This window comes from Thioclava sp. F28-4, from assembly GCF_002020045.1.
GTDB classification, from domain to species: domain Bacteria; phylum Pseudomonadota; class Alphaproteobacteria; order Rhodobacterales; family Rhodobacteraceae; genus Thioclava; species Thioclava sediminum.
Window position 1 is genome coordinate 15621 of sequence record NZ_MPZQ01000001.1, and the last position, 20472, is coordinate 36092.

General features: G+C 65.4%; 18 protein-coding genes. 4 read left to right on the forward strand and 14 right to left on the reverse strand.

Annotated features, from left to right (window positions below; genetic code table 11):
* Positions 1-12: 12 nt before the first annotated feature.
* Positions 13-702: a helix-turn-helix domain-containing protein gene (locus BMI87_RS00085; RefSeq protein WP_078519146.1), complete on the reverse strand. Its 690-nt coding sequence runs from the start codon at positions 700-702 to the stop codon at positions 13-15.
* A 220-nt stretch (positions 703-922) separates the two neighbouring features.
* Between BMI87_RS00085 and BMI87_RS00090 the strand changes: the two genes are divergently transcribed.
* A complete protein-coding gene (locus BMI87_RS00090) occupies positions 923-2368 on the forward strand; it encodes an FAD-binding oxidoreductase (RefSeq protein ID WP_078519147.1) in 1446 nt (481 codons plus the stop codon).
* 77 nt (positions 2369-2445) lie between these two features.
* The gene (locus tag BMI87_RS00095; RefSeq protein WP_078519148.1) at positions 2446-2820 is read left to right on the forward strand and encodes a group 1 truncated hemoglobin; all 375 of its coding nucleotides are present in this window, start codon (positions 2446-2448) and stop codon (positions 2818-2820) included.
* 566 nt (positions 2821-3386) lie between these two features.
* Here the strand turns inward: BMI87_RS00095 and BMI87_RS00100 are convergent.
* From BMI87_RS00100 to BMI87_RS00125, 6 genes are all read right to left on the reverse strand, one after another.
* Complete coding sequence (locus tag BMI87_RS00100) at positions 3387-3821, reverse strand: cytochrome c (protein ID WP_078519149.1); 435 nt, start codon at positions 3819-3821, stop codon at positions 3387-3389.
* Between the two features lie 6 nt (positions 3822-3827).
* The gene (locus tag BMI87_RS00105) at positions 3828-4265 is read right to left on the reverse strand and encodes a cytochrome c (RefSeq protein ID WP_168175128.1); all 438 of its coding nucleotides are present in this window, start codon (positions 4263-4265) and stop codon (positions 3828-3830) included.
* Between the two features lie 22 nt (positions 4266-4287).
* Entirely contained in the window at positions 4288-5658 is a 1371-nt protein-coding gene (locus BMI87_RS00110; RefSeq protein WP_078519151.1) for a multicopper oxidase family protein, read from the reverse strand.
* Between the two features lies 1 nt (position 5659).
* Entirely contained in the window at positions 5660-6094 is a 435-nt protein-coding gene (locus tag BMI87_RS00115; protein WP_078519152.1) for a cytochrome c, read from the reverse strand.
* 80 nt (positions 6095-6174) lie between these two features.
* A complete protein-coding gene (locus BMI87_RS00120) occupies positions 6175-6516 on the reverse strand; it encodes a hypothetical protein (RefSeq protein ID WP_078519153.1) in 342 nt (113 codons plus the stop codon).
* 50 nt (positions 6517-6566) lie between these two features.
* Positions 6567-6962 carry a MerR family transcriptional regulator gene (locus BMI87_RS00125; RefSeq protein ID WP_078519979.1) on the reverse strand — a complete coding sequence of 132 codons (396 nt, stop codon included), beginning with the start codon at positions 6960-6962 and terminating at the stop codon, positions 6567-6569.
* A gap of 185 nt (positions 6963-7147) precedes the next feature.
* Between BMI87_RS00125 and BMI87_RS00130 the strand changes: the two genes are divergently transcribed.
* Complete coding sequence (locus BMI87_RS00130) at positions 7148-9613, forward strand: heavy metal translocating P-type ATPase (RefSeq protein WP_078519154.1); 2466 nt, start codon at positions 7148-7150, stop codon at positions 9611-9613.
* A 47-nt stretch (positions 9614-9660) separates the two neighbouring features.
* The gene (locus BMI87_RS00135) at positions 9661-10380 is read left to right on the forward strand and encodes a hypothetical protein (RefSeq protein ID WP_146681471.1); all 720 of its coding nucleotides are present in this window, start codon (positions 9661-9663) and stop codon (positions 10378-10380) included.
* A gap of 116 nt (positions 10381-10496) precedes the next feature.
* Here the strand turns inward: BMI87_RS00135 and cobA are convergent, their stop codons facing one another.
* The 7 genes from cobA to BMI87_RS00170 are packed head-to-tail and all read right to left on the reverse strand — an operon-like array spanning position 10497 to position 20468.
* A complete protein-coding gene (gene cobA, locus BMI87_RS00140; protein WP_246832618.1) occupies positions 10497-11456 on the reverse strand; it encodes a uroporphyrinogen-III C-methyltransferase in 960 nt (319 codons plus the stop codon).
* A gap of 13 nt (positions 11457-11469) precedes the next feature.
* On the reverse strand, positions 11470-12441 hold the full coding sequence (locus BMI87_RS00145; RefSeq protein ID WP_078519156.1) for a glycosyl transferase family protein: 972 nt from the start codon (positions 12439-12441) through the stop codon (positions 11470-11472).
* On the reverse strand, positions 12438-15074 hold the full coding sequence (locus tag BMI87_RS00150; RefSeq protein ID WP_078519157.1) for a nitrate reductase: 2637 nt from the start codon (positions 15072-15074) through the stop codon (positions 12438-12440). Before BMI87_RS00150 ends, BMI87_RS00145 begins: the two co-directional genes overlap by 4 nt.
* A gap of 14 nt (positions 15075-15088) precedes the next feature.
* Positions 15089-15421, reverse strand: a complete 333-nt coding sequence (gene nirD / locus BMI87_RS00155; RefSeq protein ID WP_078519158.1) for a nitrite reductase small subunit NirD — start codon at positions 15419-15421, stop codon at positions 15089-15091.
* Positions 15418-17856, reverse strand: a complete 2439-nt coding sequence (nirB, locus tag BMI87_RS00160) for a nitrite reductase large subunit NirB (protein ID WP_078519159.1) — start codon at positions 17854-17856, stop codon at positions 15418-15420. The genes nirD and nirB overlap by 4 nt, the downstream gene beginning before the upstream one ends.
* 12 nt (positions 17857-17868) lie before the next feature.
* A complete protein-coding gene (locus BMI87_RS00165; protein ID WP_078519160.1) occupies positions 17869-18804 on the reverse strand; it encodes a GAF domain-containing protein in 936 nt (311 codons plus the stop codon).
* Positions 18804-20468, reverse strand: coding sequence for an ABC transporter ATP-binding protein (locus tag BMI87_RS00170; protein WP_078519981.1), 1665 nt, complete (start codon positions 20466-20468; stop codon positions 18804-18806). Before BMI87_RS00170 ends, BMI87_RS00165 begins: the two co-directional genes overlap by 1 nt.
* Positions 20469-20472: the final 4 nt, after the last annotated feature.

Consider the following 20472-nt stretch of genomic DNA (forward strand, 5'->3'; position numbering starts at 1 on the left):
CGGCGACGCGGCTCAGGAGGCGAGCTTCTTCTCGGCTGCGAAGGGGCTGAGGCCCAGCCATTTCTGCATCGAGGCCACCACATCTCGGGACCCGATAAGGTCGAGCTTGCGGGCGGCCTTCGAAACGGTCGTGAGGCCCATCCAGATCTCTGTCATCGTGCGCAGATCCGTCGTGACGAAGAGGTCCACATCGAAGCCCGGATCGACCTGACACAGATCGACATCGCCGCTCGCCTCCACGATCAGCCACCACGAGGATTTTGACGCCGCGAGCTCGGGGAAGTGGAAATTCAGGACAGTCCGGCCCGGAGGAAGCGGTGAAGGATCGAGATTGCGGCGCATGTCCCACATCAGCAGCGACACATCGAGCCGCTCCAGAGACGGCTCGGATTCCACCCATTTCTGCCCCCAGATCCCGAAGGCCTCGACGAGCGGCAGCAGGTCCTTTCCCGCATCGGTGAGAAGGTAGTCGACGGCTTGAGTGCCCGCGACCGGGTGTCTCTCGACGATCCCGGCCGCCTCCAGCTCCCGCAGGCGCTGCGCAAGCAGTGTGCGCGACATGCGCGGGACACCTCGCCTGATATCGTTGAAGCGGGTCGATCCGGCCACGAGTTCGCGCACGAGGACCATCGTCCACCGGGTGCAGAGGATTTCGGCGGCCATCGCGACCGGACAGAACTGGAAATAGCTGGCGTTGGACATCGGAGATCTCCTCCATGGCTTTTCCCAGCATAGCGCAAATTGCGCTTCTTGTATCCAACTCCGTGCCCACACCCTGTGCCCGTGCAGGCCGGTCCAGTTTCGCCACTGGTTTGAGACCCGCGGCGCGCTCATCCTTTCAGAACCGCAAACAATCGAACGCGGCAGACGCGCGAGGGGTGGATCGCGTCGCTGTGCGCCATGATCTCACAGGGAGGAAGACATGTCGGATATCATTGAAATGAACGGGCTGGACGGCACGCGCAAGAAGATCACCGGCGCGGACCGGGAGGCCCTTGGAGCAGCTCTGCGCGGCAAGGCCCTGATCGAGGGAGATGAGGGCTATGACACCGCGCGGTCGATCTGGAACGGGATGATCGATCGCAAACCGGGGCTCGTCGTGCATGCGATGGGAGCCAGCGACATTCAGGCCGCGGTCGCCTTTGCCAAGGATAAAGGGCTTCGGATGGCCGTTCGGTCCGGCGGCCACCAGATTGCCGGTCTCGCGGTCGAGGACGGCTCGCTGATGCTGGACCTGTCGGGCATGCGCTCGGTTCACGTCGATCCTGAGGCCGGGACCGTCCGGGCCGAACCGGGCGCGACACTGGGCGATGTCGATCGCGAGTCGCAGGTGCATGGGCTTGCCGTGCCTGTCGGCGTGAACTCGACAACCGGGATCGCGGGGCTGACACTTGGCGGCGGCTTCGGCTGGATCACCCGGAAATACGGGATGACGGTCGACAACCTCTTGTCGGCCGACGTGGTGCTGGCCGATGGGCGCTGCATCCGGGCGTCGAAAACGGAGCATCCGGACCTTTTCTGGGCGCTGTGCGGCGGGGGCGGCAATTTCGGGGTGGTGTCCTCCTTCGAATTCCAGGGTCACGCCATCGGCACCGAGGTTCTGTCCGGCCTCGTCATCCATCCCTTCGCGGAGGCGGCCACTCTGCTGCCGAAGTTTCAGGAGATATGCGACAAGGCGCCGGACGAGCTGACGGTCTGGTCGGTCCTGCGCAAGGCGCCTCCCCTGCCCTTCCTGCCTGAAGACTGGCACGGGCGCGAGGTGCTGATCTTCGCGGCCTGCTATGTGGGCGACATGGCCAAGGGCGAAGAGGCCATGCGCGAGCTGCGCGCCCTCGGCACGCCCATTGTCGATGTGATCGGCCCGCATCCCTTCACCGGCTGGCAGGCAGCCTTCGATCCGCTGCTGACGCCCGGCGCGCGCAATTACTGGAAGAGCCGGGATTTCCTGAAGCTCGGGTCCGGCACGATGGAGGCGATACTGGGCGCGGTCGAGGAGCTTCCCGATCCGCAATGCGAGATCTTCATCGCCCATGTCGGCGGCGCGATGGCCCGCGTCCCGTCCGACGCGACCGCCTATCCGCAGCGCGACAGCCACTTCACCATGAACGTTCACACCCGCTGGGACGACGCGGCGAAGGACAAGGCCTGCATCACTTGGGCGCGCGACCTGTTCAACGCGACGGCGGCGGACGCGGCGCCCAGTGTCTACGTGAACTTCCTGCCAGCGGATGACGCGGATCGCCTTGCCGAGGCCTATGGCGGCAACCTCAACCGGCTGCAGGAGATCAAGGCGCGCTACGACCCCACGAACCTCTTCCGGGTCAATCACAACATCCAGCCGCAGCGTGTGCAGCAGGCCGCGCAATGAGCCCTCATCCCGGGCGCGACCCAGCGCCCGGGGTCCAAGCTGCAAACAGTTCGGATAGCGAACAAGGAGCAAGAACGATGGAACAGACCCTCTACGACCGGCTGGGCGGAAAGCCCGGGATCAAGGCGCTCGTCGACGATGTCCTCGAGGCGCATATGGTAAACCCCGCAATCAGCGCCCGTTTCCTGCCATACCGCGAAAGACCGGACGACCTGAAAGACGCCAAGGCCCAACTCTGCGCTTTCTTCGGCGCAGGCAGTGGCGGCCCCGAGCAATATACCGGGCGCGACATGGTGGCGGCGCATCGGGGCATGAATATCAGCACCGGCGAATACATGGCCGCAATCGACGACATCATGTCGGTCCTCGCCGCGCATGAGATCGACGAGATGACCCGCAAGGACGTGCTGATGATCGGCTACTCTCTCAAGGGCGACATTACGAACCAATGAACGTGTCGGACGGGGTGGCTGTGTCGTCAATATTCGGACGCAGCTATGGGAGCCTCGCTGCCTTTTTACGCTCCGGTTAGTCGGCACTGACATTCGGCGTGCCAAGCTCAGGCGACCAATACCTCGAAGTATTGGTATTTCGACTCCAATTCGGCTGGCACCTTCTGGCTGGCCGGAGCTAATCTCGAGATGAGCTAAGAACACTTGGTGAACGCAGCCAAGCCAACCCTTCTGTCAAGCCGAGCGATTTTTCGGCTCGATAGCGTGATCGGACTACCGAAAATACCTTGCCGCGCCGAAATCGAACACCCATCCTTAGGACATCCAACTGTGGCAAAAACCACGGGACTACGCAGAAAACCCTTAACGACTTCAACTTCTTAAGACTGAATCCAAGACAGCCCCGTTCCCTGCCGCCGGAGCCAAATCTCACGCAGGAGACTGACTTCAGAGAGAAAAACCCAGAGTTCGCTCCGGGCTTTCTTTTTTCTGGCTTCCCGAAGGCACAAACGCGGCACGCTCCAAGGCACATTTGCGGCACGGACCGACGGAGCCGCGCCGGGGGCTTACTGCGCGTCGCGCGCCGCCTGCACCGCTTGCATCCGCTCGGGCCATGTCGATCGGATGAAGCCGAGGATATCGAGGATCTGCGCGTCATCGAGCGTTCCGCCGAAACCCGGCATCCCGCTTGGGAAATCGGCAACCCCGCGCGCGGCCAGCGCCTCTGCCCCACCCTGCTTGACGTAATCGAACAGCAGCGCGGTCTCGTGGTGCCATGTGTGGCCGGTTTCGTCATGCGGCGGGGCGGGCAGGACGCCATCGGGCCCCGCCTCGCGCCAGTCCGGCTGACCTTCGAGATTGGCACCGTGGCAGCTCGCGCAGTTCTGCGTATAGAGTTCCTTGCCCGCCGCGATATCGCGCCCGTCGAGCAGGCTGGCGGCGTGCGCGCCCCCTGCCCCGAGCAAGACCACGGCAACCAGACCTACGGCTTCAATTCGCATCGCCGCTCACTCCCGATACTCGTCATGGCACTCCTTGCAGGTCACCCCGAGCTTGACGAGAGCAGGTCCAAGCGCTTGCCGGGACTCGATCGGCTTCGAGAGCGAACCGGCCGCTTCCTCCAGCGCCTGCGCCTGACCGCGGAAGTCATGGAATTCGTCCCAGATCGACGGATGGGCCTCGGATTTCGGGTCCTGCGCCTCGGGCTTGAAGAGCACCGGAATCTGTCCCGCTTCCGCCTCGATCCGGGTGATCGCGCGCCGGACCTTTTCGGCTTCGAAGTCTCTCTCGCCCTTCGCCATCGTACTCAGAAGCTTCATCTCGGTCCCGAGCCGCTTCATGCCTTCCATCCGCGCGAGAACCTGCGGGTCCTCCACCCCGCCATGCGCGAACGCCATCGGCGCCCAGCCAAGTAGGAACAGGGTCGTCATCAGGGGTTGTTTCATCTTCACTCCTTTCATCGGAAACTCAGGTCACGTCGATCCAGGACGACATTCCTGCCGCCGCATGGGCGAGCATGTGGCAGTGCAAAAGCCATTTGCCGGGGTTGTCGGCGGTGAACGCGACCTCGTGGCTGCGTCCGGCGAAGGTCAGCACCGTGTCGCGCATCGGGCCTAGGCGTCCATCCTCAAGCACCTCGCGGAAATGCATCCCGTGCAGGTGCATCGCATGCGGGAAGGCTGTGTCGTTGACGAAGCGCAGCCGCACCGGCTCGCCCTTGGACAGCTGCGCAAACGGCGTGTCCCCAGGCCCGGCCTTGCCGCCGAGCGTCCAGAAATTGCCGCTCTGCATCAGCCCCTGCATCTGGCTGCGTGACATCCGGCCCATCGCGCCGCCTTCGATCTTCATCTCCAGCGGACGGGCCTGCGCGAGATCGGGCGGGGCCATGTTCGGATTGGGCGGCAAAGGCGCAGGCGCGTCACGCCGCGTGCGGCTCGCCTCGCCGGAAATCTCGAAGGCGACCTGGCTGTGCCATTGGTCGTCATTGCCCAAACGCTCGATCGCCGCCTGAGCCCCGTCGCCGGTCACATCGACGATCAGATCGACGCGTTGCGCGGGCGCGAGGATCAGTTCCTCGGGAATGGGCTCCGGCGCGGGCAGCGACATCCCGTCCAGCGCCACCTGCCAGCCCGATAGCCCGGTCAGTCGCAGCACGAAAATCCGCGCATTGGCGGCGTTGATCAGGCGTAGCCGCAACCGCTCGTGGCGTTTCGCTTTCAGGGTCAGGGCGTAATGCCCGTTGGTCCCCACCAGATTGCCGAAACGCCCACCGTGGCTGAGGTCCATCGGATGGGTAAAATCCGGCTCCAGTTGCGCGGTGTCGGGATCGAGCAGCCAATCGTCGAGCAGCAGCACCTCGTCGCGATCGACATCCGGCGCGTCGGGCTCCTCGATGATCAGCGCACCGGAGAGGCCGCGCGCGACCTGCTCCATCGAGTTCGTATGCGCGTGATACCAATAGGTGCCCGCATCCGGCACAACGAAATCATAGTCGAAGGTCTGGCCGGGCGGCACGGCATCCTGCGTCAGCCCCGCCACGCCATCCATCGCGTTGTCGATGCGGATGCCGTGCCAATGCACCGAGCTTGGCACATCGAGCTTGTTGACGAAGCGCCGTTGCAGGCGCGCGCCCTGCGGCACCCGCAGCTGCGGCCCCGGCAGCGTGCCGTCATAGGACCAGACCTCGGTTTGCGGATAGCCCTCGGGGGCGATCTGGGCCATGGCGCGCTGAGCGGTCAGCGGCGTCGGGGCGGTTGCCGCGTTTCCGATGCGCGCCGTCAGCGCCGTGGCCCCCATTCCGGCAAGGACCGCGCGGCGGGTCAGTGTGACGTTCTGCATATTATTCGATCCCGTTCGCGCGCTGCAATTCGCGCACATAAGTGACGATATTGGCGACATCGCCACGGGTCAGACCCTCCTGCGGGGGCATGTTGCCGAACTTCCAGTGATGCGCGCGCACGCCTGCCTGAACGGCGGCCTGGAAGGCCATGTCGCCGTGATGGGACGGCTCGTAGATTTTGTGCACGAGGGGCGGGCCGAAGCCCATCTTGCCGGTGGCATTCGCGCCGTGACAGGCGGCGCAGGTCGCGTCGAAAGCGCGTTTGCCCATCTTGGCCTGTTCGGTCAGGGAGGTCGGCAAGGTGACAGCAACGAGCGGTTCGCCTTGGGCAGGCGTGGCCGCCTCGGCTTCGTTCGCGGTTTCGGGTTGCATCACGAGCCAACTGCCCGCAGCGAGGGCCGCGACGACCGCGGCAGAGAGAATATAGCGTTTCATAGAGTATCCTGTTCGATCATGCGCCCAGACTTGGGACGCGACAGACGAGCCCCCTCAAGGGCCAGCGACGGTGTGATCGATCAGATACGCGGTGGCGGAAGGTCGAGCTGGGGCTCATGCGCCAAGGGCGCGGGCGTCTCCGCAGGCAGGAGCGTCACGGACAGGTCGGCCCGGCTCAGAGAGAATTCCGGCGCGAAGTCCAGCGTAGCCGAGACCATCATCTGCGCGTGGGGGCAGGTCTTGTCCTGCATCGGCCCCGCATCGTGATGGCTTTCGGGACAGGCTGCACAATCGCTGACGGTGATTGCGTCCATCGCATCCATCGCACGTGCATGGGTCATCGCGGCAGCGGGCGCGCCCAACTGCGAAAGACCGACCAAACAGACCAGCCCGACGATGACGATATGCAGCGCTTTGCGCATGGCTCTCCCGGTTCTCCCTGCCCTCTATCTGGTGGGCTCTGGCGCGGCTGTCAATTCCCGCGCTGCCCCATCAGGTCATCGAGGATCGCACAATCGGGGGCATCGTCGCCATGACATTGCGCGATCAGACGCTGGAGTTGCGCCTCCAATGCACTGAGAGAGGCTATCTTTGCGCGCACGGCTTCGAGGTTTTGCTGCGCGAGCGCACGCACATCGCGACTGGCCCGCCCCTCATCGGCGCTCAAGCTGAGCAGGCGGCGACATTCCTCGAGCGAGAACCCCAGATGGCGCGCCTGCGCCAGAAGCCGCAGCTGCTCCACGCAGGCGTCCGAGAAATCGCGATAGCCATTCGCGCGCCGGTTGGGCGTGACGAGGCCGATCTCCTCGTAATAGCGGATCGTCTTGACCGGCAGCCCGGTCTGCGTCGCGGCGGTTCCGATATTCATCTGCATAGGCCTCCTGTGCCTAATATAAACCTTCCAGTGACTGGAAGATAAAGTCACGCTCACGTGAGGGCCGCCGGAACATAGGGACGCGGGACCGGGTTTGGGAAAAAGATCGGTTATACTCTTGACCCTCCAGCAGCTGGAAGCCCTATCTGATCGGGCGAAGTTGCCGAAAGGATGAACGGATGACATCGCAGCACGCCCACCACGAGACCCACGACACGCAGGAAACGACGGACGCGATCACGCGTGACCCAGTCTGCGGAATGACGGTCGACCCGAATGCCGACAAGCCCAGTGCCGAGCATGACGGCCATCTCTACCACTTCTGTTCGCAAGGCTGTCACGACAAGTTCGTGGCCAAGCCGAATGACTACATCAAGGCGACCGACCCGGTCTGCGGGATGTCGGTCGAGCGCGCAACGGCGAAATATATGGCCAAGCTCGACGGCGAGCGGTTCTATTTCTGCTCCGAGGGCTGTCAGCACAAGTTCGAGGCCCGGCCCGAGGATTATCTGGGCGTTCGTCCCGCTGCCAAGGCAATGCCCGAAGGCACGCAATATACATGCCCGATGCATCCCGAGATCGTCGAGGACAAGCCCGGCGACTGCCCGAAATGCGGCATGGCGCTGGAGCCGATGAGCCCCAGTGCCGATAGCGGCCCGAACCCCGAGCTCGTCGATTTCCGGCGCAGGCTCTGGATCATGGGGCCGCTGGCGGCTGCGGTCTTTGTGCTGGAGATGGGCGCGCATATCGGGCTGCCCTTCGCCGAGTGGATCGGGCCGAAAGCCTTTCTCTGGCTGCAATTCGCGCTGGCGACGCCGGTGCTGTGGTTCGCGCGGCCCTTCTTCGTGCGCGGCTGGAAATCGGTGGTGAATGTCTCGCCCAACATGTGGACGCTGATCGCTTTGGGTACGCTCGCAGCCTATCTGTTCTCGCTCGCAGGGCTTCTGGTGCCGGGTATCTTCCCCGCCGAGATGCTGAACGAGCACGGGCTTCCGCCGGTCTATTACGAAGCCTCGGCGGTGATCCTCGTGCTGGTTCTGGTCGGCCAGATCATGGAGCTTTCCGCACGCGAGAAGACCGGTGACGCTATCCGCGCGCTGATGGACCTCGCCCCGAAAACCGCGCGCCGCGTGGGGGAAAACGGCGAGGAAGACGTGCCGCTCGATCAAGTGCAGACGGGCGACAAGCTCCGCGTGCGCCCGGGCGAGACCGTGCCGGTGGATGGTGTGGTCGCGGAAGGCTCCTCTGCCATCGACGAGAGCATGATCACCGGTGAGCCGGTCCCGGTCGAGAAAGCCCAAGGCGATGCGGTCACCGGCGGCACGCTGAACAAGCAGGGCAGCTTCGTGATGGAGGCGCAGGCGGTGGGCTCGGAAACCACGCTTTCGCGCATCGTCGAGATGGTCGGCAAGGCGCAACGCTCGCGCGCACCGATCCAGGGGCTGGCCGACCGTGTGGCGCTCTACTTCGTGCCCGCCGTGGTGGCCTGTTCGATCCTCGCCTTCATAGCCTGGCTCGCCTTCGGCCCCTCGCCCGCACTGGGCTATGCGACCGTGGCCGCCGTCTCCGTCCTCATTATCGCCTGCCCCTGCGCGCTGGGTCTCGCCACGCCGATGTCGGTGATGGTCGGCACCGGGCGCGGCGCAAGCGCGGGCGTGCTGATCCGTGACGCCGAAGCGCTGGAACGCTTCGCCAAGGTCGACACGCTGATCGTCGACAAGACCGGCACGCTGACCGAGGGCAAGCCCGCGCTGACCGATGTGATCGCGGACGGGGCCTCCGAGGACGAGGTCAAATCCCTCGCCGCCGCACTGGAACGCGGCTCGGAGCACCCGCTGGCTGAGGCTATCGTGCAGGGGGCCGAGGATGCGCCCAAACTGGACGCCGAAGACTTCGAGGCGGTGACCGGCAAGGGCGTCACGGGTCGTGTCGACGGTGCGCAGGTCGCACTCGGCAACGCGGCGCTGATGGAGCAGATCGGCGCGGATATCTCCGCTCAGTCCGAGACGGTCGAGCGTCTGCAATCGGACGGCAAAACCGCGATGTATCTCGCCCGCGACGGCAAGGTGATCGGGGTAATCGCGGTGGCCGACCGGATCAAGGAGACCACAGCGGATGCCATTCGCGCGCTCCACGAGGAAGGCCTGCGGATCGTCATGGCCACGGGCGACAGCGAGGGCACCGCGCGGGCCGTCGCGCGCGAACTGGGCATCGACGAGGTCCATGCCGGGGTCTCGCCCGAGGACAAGGCCGCGCTGGTCGAGAAACTGCGCAAGGATGGCGCCTCGTTGGCGATGGCGGGCGATGGGGTGAACGACGCGCCTGCGCTCGCCGCTGCCGATGTCGGCATCGCCATGGGCACCGGCGCGGATGTCGCGGTCGAAAGCGCGGGGCTCACGCTGGTCAAGGGCGACCTGACCGGCATCGTCCGCGCGCGCCGTCTGGCCGAGGGCGTGATGCGCAACATCCGCCAGAACCTTTTCTTCGCTTTCGCCTATAACACCGCGGGCGTGCCGATCGCGGCGGGTGTGCTCTACCCGGTCTTCGGCGTGCTGCTCTCGCCTGTGATCGCGGCGCTCGCGATGAGCTTCTCGTCGGTGTCGGTGATCGGGAACGCCTTGCGCTTGCGGAGGCTGAAGCTGTGACATCGGCGCGCAAAGATGACAGAGTTACGCAAAACTCCGGAGGACTCATGACACGTTTTCTTAGCATTCTCGCCCTCTTGGCGTTGCCCGCCGTCAGCTACGCGCACGGAGATGGCAGCGCGGATGGGAGCGCGCATGACATGATGTCGGGCGATCACATGATGATGGACGACACGGACATGGGCGACCATGAGCATATGGGCGACGACGAAGACATGCCCGCACATGACGACCACATGATGTCCGACGACGCTCATGCCGACGGGCAGATGCCAATGACCTCGACCGCGCAGATGCCCGGAATGCAATCCGAGGACACGGGCGCGATCACCGAGCCGGGCCAGTCCGCCTTCGCGGCCATTCAGGAGATCGTCGCCTATCTGCTCGCCGATCCCGAGACGGATTGGAACCGCGTCAATATCGAGGGTCTGCGCCAGCATCTGATCGACATGAACAATGTCACCCTGCTCGCCAAGGTCAAAGAGGACGACATCGAAGGTGGCGCGCGCTTCGAGGCGACTTCCGACGACCCTGAGGTTACCGCGTCCATTCGTGCGATGGTGCCCGCCCATGTCGCGACGATGAACGGGGTCGAGGGCTGGAAGATGAGCGCCGAGGAAATCTCCGGCGGCAGCGCGCTCACCGTGACCGGCGCGGATCCGCAGAAGATCCGCGCGCTCGGCTTCATCGGCATCCTGACGGTCGGCGCGCACCATCAGCCGCACCATCTGGCGATGGCGAAGGGCGAGATGATGATGGGGCATTGAGGTCCCGATGTGCCTCGAATAACCCCATTCGCGAAGGGGCGAAAAGCAGGGGCTCGCCGGTGAAACTCGGCGGCTCCGACCTTCCGTTTGCGCTTTGGGTTGTGACAGCTTCGGCGTTAGAAATCGGCGACCAGCGGCGCTTTTCCGGCTTTTCCCACGTCCCGAGACTGCAGCTCCCCCGTGCCGCCGAGGCACGCGACACCCTTGTCGTGACGGATCAGGATGATCGCCGGGTTGCCTATCTTTTCCGACCGGATCGTCGCGGCGAGCGCGCCAAGCTGGCAGGTCGCGATCCTCTGACGATCGGTCGAGATATCCGAAACGATCTCGACCTCGGAGGCAGCCGGGACACCCGCCGCGATAAGGTTCGCCTCGATCACGGGCGCCTGCCGCACGCCCATATAAAGCGCGAGCGTCGTGCCCGGGCGTGTGGATGCCCCCCAATCGGGCGTGTCGTCGCCCGCGCGACACATGCCGGTGGCGAAGACCACGCGGTCGGTGGCGCCGCGTTCCGTCAGCGACCGGCCGAGGGCCGCCCCTGCCGCGGAAGCCGCGGTGACCCCGGGCACGATCTCGACCGGGATACCGTTCGCGCGCGCGGCGGCGAGTTCTTCGGTAGCGCGTCCAAACATGCACGGATCGCCGCTTTTCAGCCGCACGACCCGTTTGCCCTGCAGCGCCGCCGCTACGATCACCGCGTCGATCCGTTCCTGCGGCCAAGCACAGGCGCCGACGGCCTTTCCGACATAGACAAGCTCGGCCTCGCTCCGCGCCAGCTCGAGCACCTCCGGGTCGACGAGGCGATCGTAGAAGACGATATCGGCTTGGCTCAGACGCTGAGCCGCCCGAAGCGTCAGCAGGTCCCGTGCACCGGGGCCCGCCCCGACGAGCGCGATCGCGCCCTGTTTCGCGCGATCGGGCGCGGATCGGGTCGGGGTCGTCGCCTTGGGCGAGACGCCTGCCAGAGCCAGTCGCCAGTCGCGAAAAACCTCGCTCATGAAGGCCAGAATCCCCGGCTTGCGGGCGCGAAGCGCGGCGTCGCTCGGGGCAAAGGGGGATGCGGCAGAGAGCTTCATGATCATCTTCCTATCAAGCGGCGCGCGCGCTGTGTCGGCGTGCCCAGAGATCGGCGGCGCGCGCGCGGGGCTGTGCGATTCCGGCGGTGTCGAGCGCCAGTTCTGCCGTGCCGAGAACGATTTCGGTCGCGAAGGGATCGTCGATCTCGCCCGACCAGAGGCGCCCCAGATCGGCGGGATCGGGGGTTTCGTCGGCAAGGCGGCGGGTCACGTCGAGGCGCTCGGGCGCTTGCGCCGTCCAGGCTTGCCCCGACCGCAAGCCGAAGAGCGCGATGTCCTTGCCCGGATGGCGCTCGAACTCGCCGCCACCGCCCTTGATCACCGTCATCGCCTCCAGCCCAAGCAGCGCGCAGGCATCGGCCTGCAGCTCGCGATAGGGCGGATGGAACACGCCTTGCACCGAGGCCCGCGCGCCGCCCGGGTTGAGCACGCGCAGCACGGTATTGATCGCCGAGCGCAGCCCCAGAACCTCGCGCAGCCGCAGCAGATCGAGCGCGCGCGGCGCGAAATTTTCGAGCGGCAGATAGGCGATCTTGTCGCGTTCCAGTAGCGCGGCGGCATCCTGCATTTCCCGCGCCACTGCGATCCCGGCGCCTGCGAGCGCGTCGCGCACGGAAGCCACGGGCGATTGATGCGAGTTCCAGCCGTGGAGCAGAACCGGCTCTCCCGCCATTGCCACCAGCCGCGCGGACAGCAAAAACCACGGCAAGCCCCGCGAACGCCCCGCCGCATAGCTCGGCCAGTCGAGCGCGGGCGTTGGTCCCGTCCAACCCGGCACGGTCTCACGAATGGCTTCGGCGAAGCCCGCGATCTCGGCGGCACTCTCGCCGCGATAGCGCATCAGCATCAAAAGCGCGCCGACGGCTTCGGGGGCCGCCTCGCCACGCAGGATCTGGCCCATCGCGTCGCGAGCCTCATCGCGCGTCAGCGACCGCGCGCGGCCCGGACCGCGGCCCATCGCGTGGATATAGGGAGCGAGGCTCATTCGGCGGCCTCGCGGGGTTGGGCGCTCGCCAGCAGCGCCGCGAGTTCCGGTCGGCAGGAGCCGCAATTGGTGCCCGCCTGCAAGGCCGCGCCGATCGCCTCGACGGAGGCCAGCCCCTGATCGGCAATCGCGGCAAGGATCGTGTTCACGCCCACATCGAAACAGGCGCAGACGATCGCGCCCGGATCGGGCTGATCGGCACCGGCGCGCCCAGCCAGAAGGCTCGGTTGATCGGTCTCGCCCAGAAGTGCCGCGACATGGCCGCGCGACACCGCGACCGGCTCGGGGGCCGCAAAAAGAACCGCCGACACACGGTCTTCGACCATCAGTGCGATCCGTGCGAGGCCCCGGCCCGCATCGATCATCGTGACCGCTTCGGCCTCGGGCAAAGCGAAGAGGTCACGCGCGAACGCCTCCCAATCCGCAGGCGCCTCGCGCCCGGCCAGCTCGATCCGCCAGCCGCTCTTGCTGCGTGCCTTCGCCCAGTAACCGGCGCGCGGCGTGACATCAGCCACGCTCACGGCAAAGCCGAACCATGCGGCCTGATAGGGGGAGACCTGGACCGCGCAGCCCTTGCTTTCGGGCTGGCCCGAGACGGGATCGACATGGGCGGCGACCAGCGCATCGACGCGTCCATCGGAGGCGGTCTCGCCCGTCCAGTGCATCGGTGCGAAGACCGAACCGGGTTGCATCCGGATGCTTTCCAGAACGCGCAGAACTGCGCGAGCCTGAGCATTTTTCACTTCCGCCAGACCTGCCGCGCGCAGCCCCAGTTTGGCCACGTCCGAGGGGTGAATTTCCAGATAAGGCTCGGCCATATGCAGGCTCAGGCGCGGCGATTTCGCGGTGCGCGTCATCGTGTGCCAATGATCGCGCACGCGGCCCGTGTTGAAGCGGAAGGGCGTCTGCGGGCTCAGCGCGGTTTTCGGCGCGCGCGGCGTGATCGGCAGCATCCGGCCCTTGCGGTCGGGCGTGAAAAACCCGCCCTCGGCAAAGAACCGACCGCCTTTCTTCTTAGGCCCCTGCGGCCAGGTGAAAGGCGCGAGCGCCTCATACTCGGCCTGCGAGATCGTCTTGAAATCGGAGATATCGAAATCGCGACCCAGCTGCCCTGCTACCTCCGACAGCGCCGCGTATTCCCGGAAGATCTCCGCCGGGCCGTCATAGGCGAACTCCGCAGCCCAGCCCATTTTCGCGGCTACGTCGCAGATGATCTTCCAGTCGTGACGGGCCTGACCGGGCGCAGGCAGAACGGCGCGCTGACGCGAAATGCAGCGCTCGGAATTGGTGACGGTCCCGTCCTTCTCACCCCATCCGGTCGCGGGCAGGATCACATCGGCCAGCTTCGCGGTATCGGTGCCGGCGGTGATATCCGAGACCACCACGAAATCGCAGCCCGCGATGGCGTCGCGCACGCGGTCGGCCTCAGGCATCGAGACGGCGGGATTGGTGCAGATGATCCAGAGCGCCTTGATCCGGCCCTCCTCGACCGCGCGGAACATGTCGACCGCCTTGAGGCCCGAACCGGGCGCCATCGTCGGGCTCGCCCAGAAGCCCTGCACCGCGTCGCGATGGTCCGCGTTCTCGATATCGAGGTGACAGGCGAGCATATTCGCCAACCCACCCACCTCGCGCCCGCCCATCGCATTGGGCTGACCCGTGACCGAGAACGGCCCCGCGCCGGGCTTGCCGATGCGGCCCGTTGCGAGGTGGCAGTTGAGGATCGCGTTGACCTTGTCGGTGCCGGAGCTGGATTGGTTCACGCCCTGGCTGTAGATCGTGACGACCTTCTCGGAGCCAATCCAGAGCCGCGTGAACTCGGCCAGATCGGCGGCGCTGAGACCGGTCGCGGACGGATCGCTTTCCTGTGCCGCCGCGAGCGCGTCGTCAAACCCGTTGACGTGGGCCGCGACGTAAGCCCGATCCACCGCGTCCTGCGCGGCGATCTCGGTCAGCAGCGCGTTGAACAGCGCCGCATCCGCCCCCGGCGCCACGGCCAGATGCAGATCGGCGATGTCGCAGGTTGCGGTGCGGCGCGGATCGACGACCACGACGCGCATCTCGGGCCGCACCTTCTTCGCCGCCGCGATCCGCTGATAAAGCACCGGATGGCACCAGGCGAGGTTCGACCCCACCAGCACGATGAGGTCGGCCTGATCGAAATCCTCGTATTGCCCCGGCACGGTATCGGTGCCGAAGGCGCGCTTGTGCCCCGCCACCGACGAGGCCATGCAGAGCCGCGAATTGGTGTCGATATTGCCCGAGCCAATGAAGCCCTTCATCAGCTTGTTGGCGACGTAGTAATCCTCGGTCAGAAGCTGGCCGGAGACGTAGAACGCCACGCTGTCGGGACCGTGTTCGGCGATGCTCGCGCGGAACTTTTCGGCCACCAGATCGAGCGCCGCGTCCCACTCCGTCGCCTGCCCGTTCACGACCGGGGCCAGAAGGCGGCCCTCCAGATCGACCGTCTCCCCCAGTGCAGACCCTTTCGAGCACAGCTTGCCCGCATTGGCGGGATGGGCCTTGTCGCCCCGGATTTCCATCCCGCCCGCACCGTCGGGCGTCGCCAGAACGCCACAGCCGACGCCGCAATAGGGGCATGTGGTGCAAATGGTCGGAGCAGCGCGGGTCATCGTTCCACTCCGGTTCAGGCGGCGCTTTGCGCGGCGAGCTTGCTTGCATCGATCAGCAAACGTCCCGCTTCGACGCGCAGATCATAGGTCGGCACCTGCCCGTCATCCGCACCCTGTGCTTCGCCCGTCTCGAGGCTGAACACCCAGTTATGCAGCGGGCAGGTCACCTTGTGGCCATGCACGATCCCCTCCGAGAGCGGCCCGCCCTTGTGCGGGCAGCGATCCGAGAGGGCGAAAACGGCATCATCGGCGGTGCGGAATACCGCGACGCAGCCCATTTTGGTCTTGATGACGCGCGCGCCCTGCACCGGGATGTCGTCGAGCGCGCCGATATCGATCCAGCTCATTCCGCAGCCTCCTTCGTGAGATCGGCGAGCGGGCTCCAAGCGCGCTCGTAGTGAGGGGTCGCGCGTTCGGCCCAGGGGTCTTTCTGATAGACGGATTGGGAGATATCGAAGCGCTCGATCAGCGCCGCGCGGTTCTCGAGATCGTCCACGACCTGTTCGATGATCCACTCCAGCCCGCCGGTCTTGGCGATCCATTTATAGGGCCGGTCGAGGTAGTTCGCGCTCTCACGATAGAGCTGCAGGAAAGCCACCGAGATATCGATTACCTCCTGTTCGGTCGCGACCTTGGCCAGCGGCTCGGTCTCTTTCAGCTCCATCCCGGCCGCGCCGCCGACGCTGATCTCGAAGCCCGAGTCCACACAGACCACGCCCAGATCCTTGCAGGTGGCTTCGGCGCAATTGCGCGGGCAGCCCGTCACCGCCATCTTAAACTTATGCGGCGTCCACGAGCCCCAGAGCCGCTTTTCCAGCTTGATCCCGAGCCCGGTCGAGTCCTGCGTGCCAAAGCGACACCAATCGGTGCCCACGCAGGTCTTCACCGTGCGCAGACCCTTCGTGTAGGCGTGGCCCGAAACCATTCCGGCGGCATTCAGATCGGCCCAGATATGCGGCAGATCCTCTTTCTTGATGCCCAGAAGATCGATGCGCTGCCCGCCCGTGACCTTGACCGTCGCGTCGTATTTCTTCGCAGCCTCGGCAATCGCCAGCAGTTCCTCCGGGGTGGTCATCCCGCCCCACATGCGCGGCATCACGGAATAGGTGCCGTCCTTCTGGATGTTCGCGTGGTTGCGTTCGTTCACGAAGCGGCTTTGAGGGTCGTCGGTATATTCCAGCGGCCAGTCGGCCAGCAGGTAGTAGTTCAGCGCAGGTCGGCAGACATGACAGCCATTGGGCGTCTTCCACCCCAGCTCCTGCATCACCGCCGGTTGCGATTTCAGCTCTTTCGCCTTGATCAGGCGGTGCACATCCTCATGCGGGTGATCGGTGCAGGCGCAGATCGGTTTCGCCGTGGGCAGGACGAAATCATCGCCCAACGTGACCGCCAGAACTTGCTCGACCAGCCCCGAACAGGTGCCGCACGACGCGCTGGCTTTGGTGGTGGCCTTGATCGCGTCGAGCGAAGTCGCGCCCGCCTCGATCGCGGCCACGATCTGACCTTTGCACACGCCGTTGCAGCCGCAGATCTCTGCGTCAGCCGGTAAGGCTGCAACGGCCGCCATAGGGTCCACCGAGGCGCCCCCCTGGAAGGCCGGGCCGAAGATCAGCGTCTCGCGCATCTCCGAGATGTCGGTGCCGTCCTTGATGAGCCCGTAGAACCAGTTGCCATCGGCCACGTCGCCATACATCACCGCGCCGATCACGCGGTCGCCCTCCAGCACGAGGCGCTTGTAGACGCCGCGCGCGGGATCGCGGAAGACGATATCCTCGCGGCCCTCGCCTTCGGCGAAATCGCCCGCCGAGAACAGGTCGCATCCGGTGACCTTCAACTTGGTCGAAACCTCGCGGGGGATGTATTCGCTGGCCTCACCGGTCAGAGTCTGTGCCGCAACCTTCGCCTGATCGTAGAGCGGCGCGACAAGGCCGAAGATCTGGCCGTCGAATTCCACACATTCGCCAAGCGACAGGATATCCGGGTCGGACGTGTGCATCTGTGCATCGACCTGAATCCCACGCCCAGTCTCGAGTCCCGCCTCTTTCGCCAGTGCGACCGAGGGACGGATGCCCACGGCCATGACCAGCAGGTCGCAGGGCAGCTCGGTGCCGTCATCCAGCTTCAGCGCCCGCAGCTTGCCATCTTCACCCAAAATCTCCTTGGAATTTGCAGAACAGCAGACTTCGATCCCGCGATCGGTGAGCGCGCGGCGCAGCAGGTAGCCCGCGGCTTCGTCGAGCTGACGCTCCATAAGGTGACCCATGATATGGACCACCGTCACATCCATACCGCGCAGGCGTAGACCCGCCGCAGCTTCCAGCCCCAAAAGACCGCCGCCGATCACCACGGCGCGCGCGCCGGGGCGCGCCGCCTCGATCATCCGGTTCGTGTCGTCGAGGTCGCGATAGGCGATCACGCCGTCCAGATCATGCCCCGGCAGCGGGATGATGAACGGGTTCGAGCCGGTGGCGATGACCAGCTTGTCGTAAGCGACCTCACCCTGCTCACCGATCACCACCTTGCGGTCGCGGTCGATCCCCACGACCTTCTCGCCGAAGCGACAGGTCACGCCGTGGGTGTCATACCAATCCGCGTCATGCGTGACGATTTCCGCATAGCTTTTCTCGCCCGACAGCACCGGCGAAAGCATGATGCGGTTGTAGTTGCCCCGCGACTCCGCGTTGAAAAGGGTGACATCCCATGCGCCGGGCGCGGCTTCGAACAGATGCTCGAGCATCCGACCCGAGGCCATGCCAGCACCGATAACGACCAGTTTCTGCATCTTGGTCACTCCTCAAAGATACCAGGCGACGATATGGGCGATCTCGCCGTCACGATGGATCGGCAATGCGACCATCGAGCTGTAGCCGGCAGCGATCTGCGCGCCGCCGATCACCAGCGGCAAGCCGGTGCCCAGCACCTTGCCGATCGGGCCCTGCCAGTCCTGCGCGCGCTTGGGGTTGTCCTCGTTCCAAAGCGCGCCTTCGCGCTCGCACAGGCCATCCACCAGAACCGCGCCGCCGTCGCGGCCCACACGGGCCTCGCGGGCGTCCCAAATTTCGAAACGGCGTGCGATCGGTGTGCCACGGGCCGACAGAAGCGTCGCCACATAGTTCTGATCGCCCGGCACCGGGATCGGCAGGCCGAGACCCGTGGTCAGCCCGGCCGCGCCCGCGCTTTCCGAGCGGATGAAGCGATAGCCCGAGCCCAGATCGCGCATCAGCATCGGGGTCTGCGCGGCCCAGACACCGCCCGGCAGGCCCTGACCTTTCGGGAAATGCGTGTGTTTCGAAACCCATTCGAAATGCTTGGCCGCGCCGTAATAACCATCGTCGAGCATCAGGAGCCCGTCCCGCTCGGCCCAGACTTCGATCGCGCCGGTGGTCATTTCGTCATCGCCACACAGCACGACCAGAACCGCCTTGAGCGTGTCGCCATCGAAAACCGGCAGCGCCACGGCCGAGGTCAAGCCCGCCTCTTTCGCGGCCTCGATGCGCTGGAAATAGGACCCGTCGAACCCTTTCAGGACGACCGGGCGCCCCTCGGACCAAGCCTTGCCCGGCAGACCCTCTCCCTTGCCGAAACTGGTGCGGACCGAGGCTTCCTCGAACGCCGTGAGCGCGCCGTAATCGCCCGCGGCATGGACCAGACGGTCGCCCTCGGGCACCCAGACTTCGCTGACGCCGATGAAGGCGCGTGCGGGGGTTGCGGTTGCAGTTGCAGCGTCCATCACGCGGCCTCCGATTTCTTGGGCGTGTGGCCCTGTTCATATTCTTCGAGGAAGTTCAGGACCTGCTCGCGGTAGAGGTAATAATCGGGGTGTTCGAGCAGCGCCTTGCGGGTGCGCGGGCGCGGCAGATCGACCTCCATCACCTTGCCGATCGTGGCGCGCGGGCCGTTGGTCATCATCACCACGCGGTCGGCCAGCAGGATCGCCTCGTCCACGTCATGGGTGACGCAAACGGCGGTGACCTTGGTGCGGCTCCACACTTCCATCAGCACTTCCTGCAGCTCCCAGCGGGTGAGGCTGTCGAGCATCCCGAAGGGCTCGTCGAGCAGCAGCAGTTTCGGCGAAAGCGCGAAGGCGCGCGCGATACCCACGCGCTGGCGCATCCCGTTCGACATGTCCGAGGCGGGCTTATCCATCGCATCGCCCAGACCCACGCGCTCGAGGTAATAGTCGATCACGCCCTGACGCTCGGCGCGGGAAGCCTTGGGATAGACCTTGTCCACGCCCACGGCGACGTTCTCGCGCGCCGAAAGCCACGGGAACAGCGAGGGCGCCTGGAAGACCACGGCGCGCTCTGGATCGGCGCCCTTTACCTCGAAACCGTCGAGCTTGATGCCGCCTTTCGACACATCGTTGAGCCCCGCGGTCATCGTCAGCACGGTCGATTTCCCGCAGCCCGAATGGCCGATCAGAGAGACGAATTCGCCCTTCTTCAGGGTGAGGTTGAAATCCTCCACCACGGTCAGCGGCCCTTTCGGGGTCGGGTAGATCTTGTGAAGCTGCGAATACTCCAGATACTTGTCCTCGAGCGCCGAACGGGCAGCCTCGGACACCGCTTTGGGCAGCGCGTGCAGCGGCGTGACATCGGGCAGCTTGCGCGAGCCTTCGGCCTTGGCCTGCATGCCGACATCCATCAGGTAGTTGGTGACGGCGGCGCGCAGACGCTTGAACCCCTCGTCATGGTTCATCGCACCGCGATCGCGCGGACGCGGGATGGTGACCTTGAACTCTTCGCCCAGCGTGCCGTCAGGGTTCAGCGCGATGATCCGGTCGGCCAGAACGATCGCCTCGTCCACGTCGTTGGTGATCAACACGCAGGTCTTCTTGTCCTGCTCCCAGATATGCTCGATCTCGTCGGCGAGGTTGCCACGCGTCAGCGCATCTAGCGCCGAAAGCGGCTCGTCGAGCAGCAGCACCTCGGGGTTCATTGCCAGCGCGCGGGCCACGTTGACCCGCTGGCGCATGCCCCCCGACAGCTCCGCCGGGCGGCGGCTCGCGGCGTGGCTCAGGCCCACCATCTTCACGTAGTGGTCGACCTTCTCCTGACGCTCTTTCTTCGACAGGCCGGGGAAGATCGTCTCGACCGCGAGGGCCACGTTCTGATCCACCGTCAGCCACGGCATCAGCGAGTAGTTCTGGAAGATCACGCCTCGCTCGGGACCGGGGCCGGTGACCGGCGCGCCCTTGAACAGGACCTCGCCCTTGGAGGGCATCTCGAGCCCTGCCATAAGGTTGATCAGGGTGGTCTTGCCGGTGCCGGAGAAGCCCAGCAGCACGAGGAACTCGCCCTCTTTCACGCTCAGGTCGATGCCGTTGAGCACGTCGCTGCGCGCAGTGCCTTCGCCGAAGCTTTTCGAGACGGATTTGAATTCGAGGATGCTCATGAGG

What these genes read in the sequence shown, in the direction of transcription:
- BMI87_RS00085 (WP_078519146.1), bottom strand. Translation starts at nt 702, where the DNA reads ATGTCCAACGCCAGCTATTTCCAGTTCTGTCCGGTCGCGATGGCCGCC.
- BMI87_RS00090 (WP_078519147.1), top strand. Translation starts at nt 923, where the DNA reads ATGTCGGATATCATTGAAATGAACGGGCTGGACGGCACGCGCAAGAAG.
- BMI87_RS00095 (WP_078519148.1), top strand. Translation starts at nt 2,446, where the DNA reads ATGGAACAGACCCTCTACGACCGGCTGGGCGGAAAGCCCGGGATCAAG.
- BMI87_RS00100 (WP_078519149.1), bottom strand. Translation starts at nt 3,821, where the DNA reads ATGCGAATTGAAGCCGTAGGTCTGGTTGCCGTGGTCTTGCTCGGGGCA.
- BMI87_RS00105 (WP_168175128.1), bottom strand. Translation starts at nt 4,265, where the DNA reads ATGAAACAACCCCTGATGACGACCCTGTTCCTACTTGGCTGGGCGCCG.
- BMI87_RS00110 (WP_078519151.1), bottom strand. Translation starts at nt 5,658, where the DNA reads ATGCAGAACGTCACACTGACCCGCCGCGCGGTCCTTGCCGGAATGGGG.
- BMI87_RS00115 (WP_078519152.1), bottom strand. Translation starts at nt 6,094, where the DNA reads ATGAAACGCTATATTCTCTCTGCCGCGGTCGTCGCGGCCCTCGCTGCG.
- BMI87_RS00120 (WP_078519153.1), bottom strand. Translation starts at nt 6,516, where the DNA reads ATGCGCAAAGCGCTGCATATCGTCATCGTCGGGCTGGTCTGTTTGGTC.
- BMI87_RS00125 (WP_078519979.1), bottom strand. Translation starts at nt 6,962, where the DNA reads ATGAATATCGGAACCGCCGCGACGCAGACCGGGCTGCCGGTCAAGACG.
- BMI87_RS00130 (WP_078519154.1), top strand. Translation starts at nt 7,148, where the DNA reads ATGACATCGCAGCACGCCCACCACGAGACCCACGACACGCAGGAAACG.
- BMI87_RS00135 (WP_146681471.1), top strand. Translation starts at nt 9,661, where the DNA reads ATGACACGTTTTCTTAGCATTCTCGCCCTCTTGGCGTTGCCCGCCGTC.
- cobA (WP_246832618.1), bottom strand. Translation starts at nt 11,456, where the DNA reads ATGAAGCTCTCTGCCGCATCCCCCTTTGCCCCGAGCGACGCCGCGCTT.
- BMI87_RS00145 (WP_078519156.1), bottom strand. Translation starts at nt 12,441, where the DNA reads ATGAGCCTCGCTCCCTATATCCACGCGATGGGCCGCGGTCCGGGCCGC.
- BMI87_RS00150 (WP_078519157.1), bottom strand. Translation starts at nt 15,074, where the DNA reads ATGACCCGCGCTGCTCCGACCATTTGCACCACATGCCCCTATTGCGGC.
- nirD (WP_078519158.1), bottom strand. Translation starts at nt 15,421, where the DNA reads ATGAGCTGGATCGATATCGGCGCGCTCGACGACATCCCGGTGCAGGGC.
- nirB (WP_078519159.1), bottom strand. Translation starts at nt 17,856, where the DNA reads ATGCAGAAACTGGTCGTTATCGGTGCTGGCATGGCCTCGGGTCGGATG.
- BMI87_RS00165 (WP_078519160.1), bottom strand. Translation starts at nt 18,804, where the DNA reads ATGGACGCTGCAACTGCAACCGCAACCCCCGCACGCGCCTTCATCGGC.
- BMI87_RS00170 (WP_078519981.1), bottom strand. Translation starts at nt 20,468, where the DNA reads ATGAGCATCCTCGAATTCAAATCCGTCTCGAAAAGCTTCGGCGAAGGC.